Origin of the sequence: Providencia sp. PROV116, from assembly GCF_028482485.1 — a bacterium.
GTDB classification, from domain to species: domain Bacteria; phylum Pseudomonadota; class Gammaproteobacteria; order Enterobacterales; family Enterobacteriaceae; genus Providencia; species Providencia rettgeri.
In genome coordinates this window covers 26824-40040 of the sequence record NZ_JAMPQO010000002.1, presented here as the reverse complement: position 1 = coordinate 40040, position 13217 = coordinate 26824, and the positions used below count along the sequence as shown (strand labels likewise).

Genomic DNA, 13217 nt, shown 5'->3' with positions numbered 1-13217 from the left:
AGGGAAATCAGCGGTGAGCTTGCTATCTATACCTTTACCAAAACGCATTGAAAATGCATTACACGACAGGCAACAACTTGAATCAGCCGGTATCTACTTTGCACCTATTCGGCATCATAGCCCCGCATGTGCATACAGTACGTTGTCGTTGATTGAACAAATCGAACCTGACTATGTTTTAATCGAGGGACCCGATAGTTTTAATGGGCTACTGGCGAGCTTATTACATCATGATACCCTGCCACCTGTCGCTATTATGGCACAAACAGAAGTAAAACCCGCACAAGTAGAAGATAAAAGTGACGTTGTCACTCGATCTGCTTATTTTCCTTTCTGTGAATATTCCCCTGAATGGCAGGCTTTACAAATCGGCCAACAACACCAAGCCCAGTTGCGTTTCATTGACTTACCATGGACAGCGCAAGTTAATGAAGACGAAGCCAATGAGTTGCAATATCAAAGTTTGCAGAAAGAACGCTACTTAGCCCATAGCCTATTTATTAGCCAGCTTGCGAAAAAAAGTGGTTGCCGTGACCATGATGAATTATGGGAGCAAATTTTTGAATTACGGGCGATTGAACAACTCGCGGATTGGCAGACATTTTTCATGGATAGCTTTATTTGGTGTGCATTGGCACGGCTTGATTATGAGCCCCAAGTCCTTGAAGCAGAAGGCTCTATACAGCGTGAGCGCTATATGCAAGCGCATATCCAGACCATTAAAGCCCAGCATCCACAAGCTAAAATTGTGGTGGTGACGGGAGGATTCCATACCCTTGCGCTTCTTGAAGGGTTAGAAGAGACTCGCAATCAACAATTTAAGCTTTCTGTAGCACAACAAAAAGCGTTTATTCAACAACAAAAATTGGGTGAACAAGACAAGGCTTGGTTTATTCGCTATAGCTATGACAAACTTGATGCATTAAATGGCTATGCATCCGGCATGCCTTCTCCGGCATTTTACCAACAATCATGGTTGTCATTATTGCAGCAACGCCAAGCACAGTTGACAGGCGATAACCAGCCTACGCAGGCTTATCGAAACCGTTTAGGTGTTGCCTATCTTTCTAAAGTTGCGAATATCTTACGTGAAAGGCAATTTGAAGCGGCTCCCGGTTTTTTATCGGTTAAACTGGCTGCAGAGCAAAGCATTCGCCTTGCCGTCTTTCGTGGGCATGCAGGCCCAGGGCGTTATGACCTGTTGGATGGGTTACAAAGCGTTTTTATCAAAGGTAGCTTAGATGAAAGCCAAGTTGAACTTTGGCAGGAAATAACAACCTGTTTTTCCGGCTTTTTACTCGGAAAAATTCCCAAAGGGACAGCAACACCTCCGTTAGTCACTGAAACTTATGAAATAGCAAAAAGCTTTCGTTTCAAACTTGATGATACCTTAAGTAAGGTGAGCCGCTTAGATGTTTACCGTAACCAACAACATCGTGCGCGTAGCCGATTTCTGCATTTACTAGCATTTCTTGATATCCATTTTGCTAAGCTTCTGTCTGGGCCAAACTTTTTGTCGGGTAACCAAATGGATTTATTATTTGAAGAATGGCAATACGCGTGGACGCCCAATGTTGAAGGGGAATTGATTGCATTATCGGAAAAAGGAACGCAATTAAAAGCTATCGCGTTAGCCCGTTTGTTTGAAATGGAAAAAAACCTAGAACAACAAGGGGTTAGTCGCTCAAGCCAAAGTGCGGTTGCACTCCTTATGCAAGCCGCGTTAATTGGGTTACATCAACGGATGCCCGCATTATTTTCTTTGTTGGATGGTTATATTCAGCAGGATACAAAGTTTGAATCATTGATTGCTTGTGGCCATAAACTGGTTCATCTATGGCGGGGGCGCCAATTCTTTGATATTGAAGATAGTTTTGCTATCGAAGCGCGTTTAGATGCCTTATTACAACAAGCATTTTATTGTTTTGCACAAATTACACAAGGGGATGAACAGCAGCAAGAGCTGCATTTTTCAGCATTACTTTCTTGCCGTGAATTAATCACTTTTATGCCTGAAATTAATAAAAGCCATGACTACACCAATGATTTTTATCAGGCATTAGACCGTTGTGAAGGTCAGTTAAACCAGACACCGCTTTTAAAAGGCGCAGTGGATGCTTTGCGTTACCTTGGGGCGAAAATTGATGAAACCATCCTGACAGATGAAATTAGACGCGCGTTCAGCACAGGCAGTGATCCTGAAATGGCAATTGGCTATTTTATCGGTGTGATGCGAACAGCACCAGAGTTAGTCTTACGCATACCATTATTAATTGATATGTTAAATCAGTTGCTTAGTGAATGGGATGAAGGGCGTTTTATTCAGGTGTTACCTGATTTACGGTTTGCGTTTAGCCAGTTAACGCCTAAACAAAATGCACAAATGGCACAATATGTGGCACAAGACATGGCGATTGAGGCAAAAGAACTCACATTGCACCAGACAGAATTTAATGAACAACAGATGATGGAAGTGATTCAACTCGAACAACAATTACAGAGCCAGCTGATTGAACTAGGGTTACAGGATTGGTTTGCTCGTGCTCAGGATGACAAATAATGAGTCAGAAAAATACGACATTAACCCCTGAACAACTTCAATTGGCTAAGCGCTGGCGCTTAGTCCTCGGGCAATATGCCGATAACGCGCTGGGCCAAGCCACCTTTAGTGCTGAAGAGTTGAAAATAGAACGTTCTTTGGATTTTTTATATCGCCGAGAATACCAACGTCGAGGCTTAAAACAAGAAACTGGACGCCACGGCTCCTTAGATGCTTCTCAATTAACGGCGGTTAACTGGTTAAATCAAGCACGTAAATTATTTCCTAATAGTACTTTTGAGCGGATGCAATCCCAAGCATTAGAACGTTATGAGATCAGCTGCTTACTAAAGGATCCACAGGCGCTCAATGCCATGGAACCGACAAAATCCCTCGCTAAAGCCTTGTTAAGCTTACGCGGGAAAATGAATGAAGAAACCCGTGATGCCGTTAAAAATATTATACGTAAAGTAGTTGATGATATTTTAAGTCAAATGCGTAACCAATTTCGTCACGCATTAACAGGGCGGCGTAACCGTTTTCAACGTTCACTGATCCCAAACAGCCGTAATTTTGATTGGCGAGGGACTATCGCTGCCAATTTGAAGAATTACGATAAGCAAAATCAACGGTTAGTTATCAAAACACCCCATTTTAATTCTCGTCAGCAACAGCATTTACCATGGGATGTGATCTTGTGTGTGGACCAAAGCGGCTCGATGGCGAGCTCTATTATGTATGCCGCGGTGTGTGCGAGTATATTAGCGGCATTGCCGACAGTGCGTGTCTCTTTAGTGATTTTTGATACTCAAGTGGTAGATTTAAGCCATCTTGCGCATGATCCCGTTGAAGTGTTAATGACAGTGCAACTGGGCGGCGGAACAGATATCGCTAAAGCCATGCAATATTGCGAAAGCTTAATACGTAACCCAAAACGTACCGTGATTAGCTTAATTAGTGATTTTGAAGAGGGTGGCGCGCTGAATCATTTACTCAATTGCACACAGCGTTTACATAGCCAACAAGTGAAATTATTAGGTTTAGCTGCGTTGGATGACGAGGCACTCCCTGTTTATGACCCTGAAATTGCCCAAAAACTCGCAGATAGAGGGATGCATGTTGCAGCATTAACACCGGAGCATTTTGCGCAATGGTTAGCAGAGGTCATGCAATGAGTTGGAAAAACAGTTACCTACAGTATGACGACGACGCATTAGTCGTATTAGCGAATGTGGGGTTACTCAGGCGTGCACGCAAAGATGTTGAAAACCAAAAGGTTAATCCAACGGACTTAAACCTTGGGACATTCACGAGTGATGGGCAATGTGTCTCTTTAGATGCGCAAGGGATCCAAAAAGCCACTTGCGATTGCCCAGCAACGGGATGCTGTAAACACATTTTGGCAGCAGTTTTATGGGTTCAATCGAATACAGCCGCAGAAATGACTTTAGCAGAGCCGGTAGCTAGTGAAACGGTGTTGAGTGAATTATTAGCATTATTACCAGAAGACCTAATCAAACAAACATCGAAACCTGATATTCGTTTAGCGTTGAGATTTATGCAGCAATGGCAAGATAAAGAGCTGGTTTATGAAGCACATTCTAGCCAGTTAAAAATTATCCTACCAGAATATGATGAGCCAATTATTTATATGCGAGGTAGTGGTTTGCAGGGCATGATTTCATCAATACCTGAAAAACAAAAAAGTGCAGTTCATCTCGCTATTATTGCAAAACTAATGTTTCAGCATGGCCAACTGTGGCAATGGCCAGAGGAGATAACCGTAGGTCAAACTCATCAACAAGAGCTGACCCAAGACGATAAAATGGTGATGGGCTCAGTCGACCAATTCATTCAGGATATGTTACGACAAGGGCTATCACATATTAGCCAAAGTAGTGCTAGCCAGTTGCAATTACTAAATATGTCAGCACGTGCGGAAGGGTTGCCTCGCTTAGCCAATTATATGAAACGCCTTAGCCAGCAAGTTAAACGCTTAGCCGATAAACATTTTACGATGGATGAAGGGCAAGTTTTACGGTTAATTGCTGAAATATCTGCTTATATGTATCAATTATCAACAGCCAATGAACATCAGCTTATGGCACTCAAAGGGTTACAAAGACGGCAGTATACCGACCAACCCATAGAGTTTGATTTGCTGCCTATCGATGCGAATTGGTGGAAAACAGATAGCGGTGCGATCGGTGCTACATTGAGTTTTTGGGATCAACAAAATAAAAAAATTATTCAATGCACACAGGGGCGTGGAAATAGCCTTGACCCGACGTTTAACCGACAAAATGTTTGGCAAACCTTGGCGTTATGGAAACATACCGCAGTAAGTTTGATGAAAAGCCCCTTTAAATTGCATTTACCAAGGTTATCAGAGGAAGGGAAATTATCAGCTAGCGGTGAAAGCTATGCAGTTAGCTGCAAAGAAAAAGGATTAACAACTGATGATTACCTTAATATCAAAGCTGAATTCGGTTATACCGACTGGCAATCAGCGGCTAACGAATTACCGACATTTATACAAGAGAATAGGTTTTCGCCCATTTTATTGCATATTACTGATTATGAGCCGCTCTATTGGGATGAAACCGAACAATGTGTATTGTGGACGGTGATTGATTCACAAAAAAACAGGGCGTTTTTACGGCTAAATTGGCAAGGAAGTGATGACCATAAAATTGAGGAATTGCGTTTTATTACAAAGCAGCAATGGCCAATTTGTGCTGTGACGGTGCAGGTGAGCCATTCACAAGAAGTGCTTCAATTAATCCCCAAAACATTATGGTTAAAAAAAGAACATGGTATTGAGCTGTTCTATTTAGATTTTGAAAGTACACCGCGTAAGAAACAACGTTCTGGTTTTTTTAATAAAATTATCGAATATATGGTGAAAAAACAGCAAAAAAACCAAGTTTTTGTACCTGAATTAACGTTGGCTAGTCAGCTTGTTCGGCCGCTACTTTCGGTATTAGAAACTCAAGCATGTACAGGAAGGCAGCGTTTATCTCAGACTCAACAAGATGAAATAGCGTATGTCGTTAGAACACTTGAAGATTTGGGGGCGCTTTGGTTGGCTAATCAGTTCAAACCTTTGGTGGCTTCCGGCGCTATACAACCCCAATTACTTTTACAATTAGTTTATTTATGTGACCATTTTGAACGGTTACAAATGCCATTACCTTTTCAATTTAGCCAATAACATGAGGGGAGGTATTCCCCCCATGTTATGTTCAACACAACGTATTATTATTCATTAGATTCAAATGATGCTAAGAATGTCCGTAATAACTGGTTCAACGCATGTTGCTCTTGTTGAGACAAGTTAGCGACGAGGCGAGCCTGGTTTTGTGTGTGTGCTTCAATAAGTTGGTTGATTAACGTTAACCCTTCGGGAGTTAATGAAACCAAAAAGCCGCGGCCGTCATCAGGGTTAGTATGGCGGCTGACTAACCCCGCTTTTTCCAATTGGTCTATTCGGTTGGTCATCGTCCCCGATGTGACCATCAACGTTGATAACATTTCTCCCGGGCTCAGTGTATAGGGGGCACCTGCACGCCGTAAAGTCGCAAGTACATCAAAGCTTGAACGGTTAAGGCCAAACTGAGCGAAGACCTTTTCCATTTCCCGAGTTAAGTGGAACGCGACATTACCTAGCCGGCCAATTAACCCCATTGGGCTAATATCGAGGTCAGGGCGCTCTCTTTCCCACTGTTGAGTGATTTTATCTATTCTATCCATAGGCAAATAATGGCGGTTATTTATCTTGACGTCAAGGTAAAATGCACATATCTTGACTTCAAGATAAATTAAGAGAATAGAAATATGAATCGTATAACGGTTTTAGGGTTGACAGCATTAGCACCAATTGTGTGGGGAAGCACATATCTAGTGACAACAGAGATGTTACCCGCAGGGATACCATTAACATTGGCGGTATTACGCGCGTTACCTGCAGGATTACTATTGATACTTGTGTTACGAAAACTCCCCGAAGGCATTTGGTGGTTGCGGGTAGTGGTATTAGGTGTTTTAAACTTTTCTTTATTTTGGTGGCTATTGTTTATTGCTGCGTATCGCTTACCTGGTGGTGTCGCCGCAACGGTTGGCGCTGTACAGCCATTAATTGTGCTATTTTTAAGCCGCTGGCTGTTAAATAACCGTTTATCTGCGGTCTCCATTATGGCATCAATAGCAGGGGTATTCGGGGTAGCTATATTGCTCTTAACACCGAATGCCGCCTTAGACCCTTTAGGTATTATTGCTGGGTTAGCAGGGGCATTTTCAATGGCTGCGGGGACGGTTTTTAGTCGCCGGTGGCAGCCACCAGTCAGTGCTTTAACCTTTACTTCATGGCAATTAACCGCGGGAGGATTAGTATTATTACCGTTTGCCATGATGTTTGAGCCGGCTTTACCAACGTTAAGTTCACTAAATTTAATTGGTTTAGGGTATCTCACGCTTATTGGCGGTGCATTAACTTACGCCTTATGGTTCCGCGGACTGGCAATATTAGGTCCAAGTTCAGTGGCGTCACTGGGTTTTTTAAGCCCCGTGAGTGCGGTGGTTTTGGGATGGTTTTATCTCAACCAACAGCTTAGTACCTTGCAATTTATCGGCATGGTTGTCATTTTACTCAGTGTGTGGGCGAGCCAGCGAGCGGAAACAAGAAAAATCACTCTAGCTTATCAACGTTAAAGTTAACCCTGTAGGTTGCTCATTGAATGTGATGAGCAACCTTTTTTTCCTGTGTTAACATTCATTAGAGCATTCACTCAGACTATTAAACAGTGGCTAATATGCTATTTCCTGATGAAGATAATACCGTACAAATTGCACCAGAGGCTTTTTTACTCAAAGGGTTTCTACTGGGGCAAACTGATGCATTATTGCAGTCATTAAACAACATTATTGCAGCTAACCCCTTAAGACATATGACGACACCAAATGGCTACTCAATGTCTGTCGCAATGACTAACTGCGGTGACTGGGGTTGGGTAACTGATGAAAAGGGATATCGCTATAGTCAGCGTGACCCTGTCACTAATGAGCCTTGGCAACCCATACCAATTTCCTTTGTTCAATTGGCCACTTCTGCAGCGAGCACTGCTGGCTTTGATCATTTTATCCCTGACGCTTGCTTGATTAATCGCTATGCCGTTGGCGCGGCGATGGCATTGCACCAAGACAAAGACGAAACTGATTTTACTCAGCCGATTGTCTCTTTTTCTTTAGGGTTACCCACAACATTTGATTTTGGTGGAGTAACTCGAGATGCGCCCAAAGTTGCTATTTATATAGAGCATGGCGATGTTTTGGTATGGGGAGGCCAGTCACGATTAAATTATCATGGGGTGCGTCGAGTCAAATCAGGTGTACACCCGCTGTTAGGCCCGTATCGATATAACTTGACGTTTAGGCGTTCTCAACCCTGAATTCACCTTTTACAGTATGCCAATTTATCAATGAAATAGACTATGAATGACTTAATATTTAATTTCAGCAACTTAAATAATATTAATCGTTAACTTTGGTATTTATATAGCAAAAATATCATTGAATAATGAATTGGAACCCCCTATAAATAATGGCTATAAATTAATATAACTAATTATTGATAGGTAAGTGAATGTATAGCTTTTTAAATGATTATAACGAAATAGCTCATCCGGCAGTTATGCAAGTCTTAAATGATTTATCAGGGAAACGTTTCAAAGGTTATGGTACTGATGAGGTTTGTATTCGCGTAGCAGATAAAATTAGATTAAGAATTGGCAAACCTAATGCGGAAATTCATTTTTTTAATGGCGGTACAATCACTAACCTAACCACGATCTCCCATGTTTTACGACCACACCAAGCGGTTATCACCGTAGACAGCGGGCATATCGCAGTCCATGAAACGGGAGCAATTGAAGCAACCGGCCATAAAGTTATTACTGTTGACTCACCATCAGGTAAATTAGCACCAGAACACATCATCAAGGTGCTGTCTGAGCATAATGATGAACATACGGTCCAACCTAAGCTTGTTTATATTAGTAATTCAACTGAAATTGGCACCGTTTACCGTAAAGAAGAGTTAGTTGCATTACGCGAGGTTTGTGATGCTCATAACTTACTGTTATTTATGGATGGTGCTCGCTTATCTTCAGGTTTAATGTCGAAATATAGTGATTTAACAGTCGAAGATGTTGCGCAGTTAACTGATATTTTTTATATCGGTGGAACGAAAATTGGTGCATTAACCGGGGAGATCTTGGTGATTGTAAACCCAGCACTGCAATCTGATTTTCGTTTTAGTATTAAACAAAAAGGTGGGTTACAAGCCAAAGGTTGGCTGCTTGCTGCCCAGTTTGAGCCGCTGTTTAATGATGATTTGTATTTTAAATTGGGGCGTCATCTTAATGAGATGGCTTCACAATTAGCTTCATTTTTTGCCGAAAAGGGATTTCAGTTTCTTGCGCCCGTTGAATCAAACCAAGTTTTCGTTATTTTCCCAGATGCACTGGCAAATAAATTATTAGTACATTATCAATTAAATCAAATATGCAAACCGACACGAGAGACCACCTGTATTCGTTTTTGTACCTCGTGGTCAACAACTCAGCAAGATGTCGATAAATTAAAACAAACTTTCCAAACTCTACTTTAGATAATTCATTAACCCAATAAATATTTCCTATTTTTCGCCTATATTTATTGGGTTTTATTTATCATGGTGGCGGTATATTGAGGATTTTACTGAGCAATTATATTGTTGGTACTGATACAATATCCGTGCCAGCGAAAGGTAACACAGAGCTAATCTTTCGTGAGTAATAGCCCTGATAACAACATATCTATGGCATCGACACTTTTCTTTAGTCGCTGTTGACTATCACCTTGCGAGATCCAATAAGCGGCCTCAGCGAGTCCACCATTAATTAAAAAAGCCAATGCATGGGTATCAATACTTTTAATAACGCCATTTTGGACTAGCTGATGAAGCAGGCGTTCAATTTGTTCAGTACACTGTAAGTTTGATTTAGCCAAAAAATCGCCTAAAACGGCTTTCGCGTCACGCAAAATAATTTGTTGATACTCCGGTTCTAATGCCATTTCTAAGTAGGCGTGACAACGCTGACAAAAACTATTCCAGAGGTCTTCAGTATGGAGAGTAATTGCTTGTAAACGGGCATTCATGTGTGAGTCAATTTGTTCAACAACGGCAGTAAATAAGCCTTGTTTATCACCAAAGTGGTGGTAAAGGGCTCCGCGTGTGAGATTAACGCTTGCTGCTATTTCATCCATTGAGGTTTCTGCATAACCAAGCCGGCTAAAGTGCTCTCGTGCTGTAGTTAATAAATTTGCACGTGTTTCTGCCATTTGAGCTTGCGTTCTTCTTGCCATTAAAAGCCTCTTACATACATAGCGTATAATTATTTACATTCAATGTGTATGATTATATCATGATTATACATACGCAGAGTATGTATAATTAAATTTCATTTTGGAGCTCATATGATAGGTCGCTATCAGCAGTTATTTCAGGCAAAAGAAAACCAACGCTTTGTGATAGCAGGGTTACTGGCGCGTTTATCGTTACCGATGATGGGGATCGGGATCATTACCTTGTTAGCGCAACTAAAAGGAAGCTATACCTTAGCAGGGCTTGTTTCTGCAACTTTTGTCTTAACTTATGCGTTGCTATCCCCACAAGTTTCTCGCTTAGTGGATAAATATGGTCAATTTCACGTCTTGCCAGTGGTGACCGTAATCAGTGTGCTTGGTGTGTTTATTATTATCCTTACCACGTGGTTATCATTACCTGATATCGGCTTATTTATCGGAGCGTTATTAACGGGGGCGATGCCCAGTATGTCTGCCATGGTAAGGGCTAGGTGGACTGCGCTGTATAAAGATCAACCCATACTACAAACAGCCTATTCATTAGAAACCGTATTTGATGATGCCACTTTTATTGTTGGCCCTCCGTTATCTGTCGGGATCACTGTCGCTTTATTTCCTCAAGCAGGTTTACTGGTTGCGGCAATTTTATTAGCCGTGGGAATGGCTTTATTTATTTCACAGCGAAGCACAGAACCTAAAGTTGTGGCGCATGACTCTCTTGTATTGGTGAATAAATCAATTATTTCAATGATTGGCTTGCAGTTGTTGATTGTATTAATGATTGCTTTAGGTGTGATTGTTGGCAGTGTGGATATTTTAAGTGTCACGTTGGCTCAATTACAACAGCAACCAGCGATGGCCAGTTTAGTGTTATCGGCCTATGCGGTCGGTTCATGTGCGATGGGGCTTGTATTTGGCGGGTTAACCTTTAACACACCGTTATCACGTTTATTATTCCTCAGTGGCTTAATGACGTTTCTTTCTATTGTGCCAATGTGGTGGGTGGTAGGTGTTTATTCTTTGTCTGTGGTGGTGTTTATTTCAGGATTGTTCTTTGCACCGACGATGATTATTGCAATGACATTAGTTGAGAGAATTGTTCCACGGAATAAATTAACAGAAGGAATGACATGGTTACTCGCAGGGTTAAATATTGGCGTTGCGATTGGTGCGATGCTAACGGGCAAAATGGTGGATACCTATGGTCCTTATGCAGGTTATGCCGTCGCAATCTCTGGTGGAGTTTTAGTTTTCATTTCAACATGGCTGAGCTACTTACGGGATAAAACACAACAAAAAATGGCAGTTGAATGTGAGGAATACCATTAAAAACAACGAAAAAATAAACCATGTAGTGATAAAATCATAAAAAATAATTTAATGAGGTAATTTCATGCATTCTCCAGTCTTTCGCACTGCCACACTTGATGATGTTGACGCCTGTTATACGATTGAAATCGAATCCTATGAAGGGGATGAAGCGGCTACAAAAGAAAAAATAGCAACACGAGTTCAGCAATATCCAGACGGTTTTTTATGTATGGAATTAGCCGGGGAAGTCGTTGGTTTTATTAATTCGGGTTGTGCATGGGATGTTGTGATGTCGGATGAAGAGTTTAAAGAACTCATTGGGCATGACCCACAAGCACCAAATGTCGTTATTATGTCAGTGGTAGTACATCCCAAATATCAAGGTAAAGGCTATTCATCTTTACTGATGAAAAGGTTTATCAATGCCATGAAGGAGATGAATAAAAAAACGATTCATCTCATGTGCAAAGAACGCCATATTGACCTGTATAAGCATTTTGGCTACCAATATATTAAACCGTCAGAATCTGACCATGGTGGAATGACGTGGCATGAAATGGTAATGAAACTGTAAACCTATTTTCTCAAGCCCACTATTTTGAGGCCGTCTGAGTGAGCTTGGGAGTTTTTCCATACGAAGTATCTAACGTGTAATTTTGTTGTCTGATATGATATCTCATCATAGATAATCACCATTTGGGAAGTAATAATGATAATTTGGGTTGATGCGGATGCCTGTCCAAAAGTAATTAAAGAAGTTTTATACCGAGCAGCAGATAGGGAAAAAGTGCAAATAACATTTGTTGCGAACCAACGCTTAACAGTACCTCCATCTCCTTTTTTAAAAACCTTACAGGTGCCTGCAGGATTTGATGTAGCGGATAATGAAATTGTATTACGAGCTCAAAAAGATGATTTAGTGATCACGGCAGATATCCCATTAGCCGCAGAAGTTATGGAAAAGGGCGCCAATGCATTGAATCCTAGAGGCGAACTGTATAGCGAAGCGACTATTCGTGAGCGTCTTAATATTCGTGACTTTATGGATACCATGAGAGCCAGTGGCATCCAAACGGGAGGGCCTGCAAGTCTAAACCAGAAAGACAGGCAACAATTTGCTAATGAGTTAGATAAGTGGTTGTTGCAACGTAAGAAATCACTAAAGTCATTATAAACCAGCACATTTTTTATTTAAGCTCAGAAAATGTGCATAGTAAAACAGAATTACAATCTATACCGTGCCTATAATGGTTAACCTTAAATTTTTGAAGAAAAATGATGGATCCATTACACAGTATTATCATCACGCTATTCTTATTTATACTGACCTTTTTTAATCCTGGAGCAAATTTGTTTATTGTGGTGCAAACCACATTGAGCTCAGGTAAAAAAGCAGGATTAACTTGTGGTTATGGTGTGGTGTTAGGCAATGCCATTTATTCGGGGCTCGGCTTATTCGGTCTTGTCACATTAATGGCTGAATTCGGTTCATTATTTTCACTGATTAAAATTCTTGGTGGCTTATATTTGCTTTATTACGCGCTAAGTGTATTTAATAACAAAACGCAACTTAATCTGTCCACCGAAAATACTACGGAACATTTCCCATCTGGTATCTATTTTAGGCGGGGGCTAATTTCTGATTTATCAAACCCCCAAACCGTTTTATTTTTTATGAGTATTTTTTCAACGACCATTTCGCCATCAACACCATTATGGGTTAAATTAGTCATTTGGCTGGGAATTGTTATTGCATCATTAATCTGGCGGATTTTTTTATGCCAAACATTCTCTTTAACCTCTGTTCGTAGAACCTATTCACGAATTCATAAAGTTGTCGGTAAAGGTGTTGGGTTAATTCTAGGGGCGTTGGCAACAAGGTTGATTTACCAAGGGTTCAGCGAATTGGCTATGAAGAAATCACCGTTCTAGATTTACTGATGAAGAAGTCATTGCTTTATAA

General features: G+C 41.0%; 12 protein-coding genes. 10 read left to right on the top strand and 2 right to left on the bottom strand.

Annotated features, from left to right (window positions below):
* The first annotated feature begins 13 nt into the window (after positions 1-13).
* From PSE72_RS01755 to PSE72_RS01745, 3 genes are read left to right on the top strand one after another with little or no spacing between them, the layout of a single operon-like run.
* Complete coding sequence (locus PSE72_RS01755; protein WP_115167235.1) at positions 14-2560, top strand: DUF5682 family protein; 2547 nt, start codon at positions 14-16, stop codon at positions 2558-2560.
* Positions 2560-3714 carry a VWA domain-containing protein gene (locus PSE72_RS01750; protein WP_004910916.1) on the top strand — a complete coding sequence of 385 codons (1155 nt, stop codon included), beginning with the start codon at positions 2560-2562 and terminating at the stop codon, positions 3712-3714. Before PSE72_RS01755 ends, PSE72_RS01750 begins: the two co-directional genes overlap by 1 nt.
* On the top strand, positions 3711-5753 hold the full coding sequence (locus tag PSE72_RS01745; RefSeq protein WP_217007717.1) for an SWIM zinc finger family protein: 2043 nt from the start codon (positions 3711-3713) through the stop codon (positions 5751-5753). The genes PSE72_RS01750 and PSE72_RS01745 overlap by 4 nt, the downstream gene beginning before the upstream one ends.
* Positions 5754-5800: 47 nt before the next feature.
* On the opposite strand, the gene PSE72_RS01740 is transcribed toward PSE72_RS01745, so the two are convergent.
* The gene (locus tag PSE72_RS01740; RefSeq protein WP_109912237.1) at positions 5801-6292 is read right to left on the bottom strand and encodes a MarR family winged helix-turn-helix transcriptional regulator; all 492 of its coding nucleotides are present in this window, start codon (positions 6290-6292) and stop codon (positions 5801-5803) included.
* An 84-nt stretch (positions 6293-6376) separates the two neighbouring features.
* On the opposite strand from PSE72_RS01740, the gene PSE72_RS01735 reads away from it, so the two are divergent.
* From PSE72_RS01735 to PSE72_RS01725, 3 genes are all read left to right on the top strand, one after another.
* A complete protein-coding gene (locus PSE72_RS01735) occupies positions 6377-7249 on the top strand; it encodes an EamA family transporter (RefSeq protein WP_115167234.1) in 873 nt (290 codons plus the stop codon).
* Between the two features lie 101 nt (positions 7250-7350).
* On the top strand, positions 7351-7986 hold the full coding sequence (gene alkB / locus PSE72_RS01730) for a DNA oxidative demethylase AlkB (protein ID WP_115167233.1): 636 nt from the start codon (positions 7351-7353) through the stop codon (positions 7984-7986).
* Positions 7987-8180: 194 nt separating this feature from the next.
* Positions 8181-9206, top strand: a complete 1026-nt coding sequence (locus PSE72_RS01725) for a threonine aldolase family protein (RefSeq protein WP_115167232.1) — start codon at positions 8181-8183, stop codon at positions 9204-9206.
* A gap of 149 nt (positions 9207-9355) precedes the next feature.
* Here the strand turns inward: PSE72_RS01725 and PSE72_RS01720 are convergent, their stop codons facing one another.
* A complete protein-coding gene (locus PSE72_RS01720) occupies positions 9356-9943 on the bottom strand; it encodes a TetR/AcrR family transcriptional regulator (RefSeq protein ID WP_272690874.1) in 588 nt (195 codons plus the stop codon).
* A gap of 111 nt (positions 9944-10054) precedes the next feature.
* Between PSE72_RS01720 and PSE72_RS01715 the strand changes: the two genes are divergently transcribed.
* From PSE72_RS01715 to PSE72_RS01700, 4 genes are all read left to right on the top strand, one after another.
* A complete protein-coding gene (locus tag PSE72_RS01715; RefSeq protein ID WP_217007715.1) occupies positions 10055-11272 on the top strand; it encodes an MFS transporter in 1218 nt (405 codons plus the stop codon).
* A gap of 64 nt (positions 11273-11336) precedes the next feature.
* A complete protein-coding gene (locus PSE72_RS01710; RefSeq protein WP_115167231.1) occupies positions 11337-11828 on the top strand; it encodes a GNAT family N-acetyltransferase in 492 nt (163 codons plus the stop codon).
* Between the two features lie 135 nt (positions 11829-11963).
* Complete coding sequence (locus tag PSE72_RS01705; protein ID WP_115167230.1) at positions 11964-12428, top strand: YaiI/YqxD family protein; 465 nt, start codon at positions 11964-11966, stop codon at positions 12426-12428.
* Between the two features lie 104 nt (positions 12429-12532).
* Complete coding sequence (locus tag PSE72_RS01700; protein WP_115167229.1) at positions 12533-13186, top strand: LysE family transporter; 654 nt, start codon at positions 12533-12535, stop codon at positions 13184-13186.
* Positions 13187-13217: the final 31 nt, after the last annotated feature.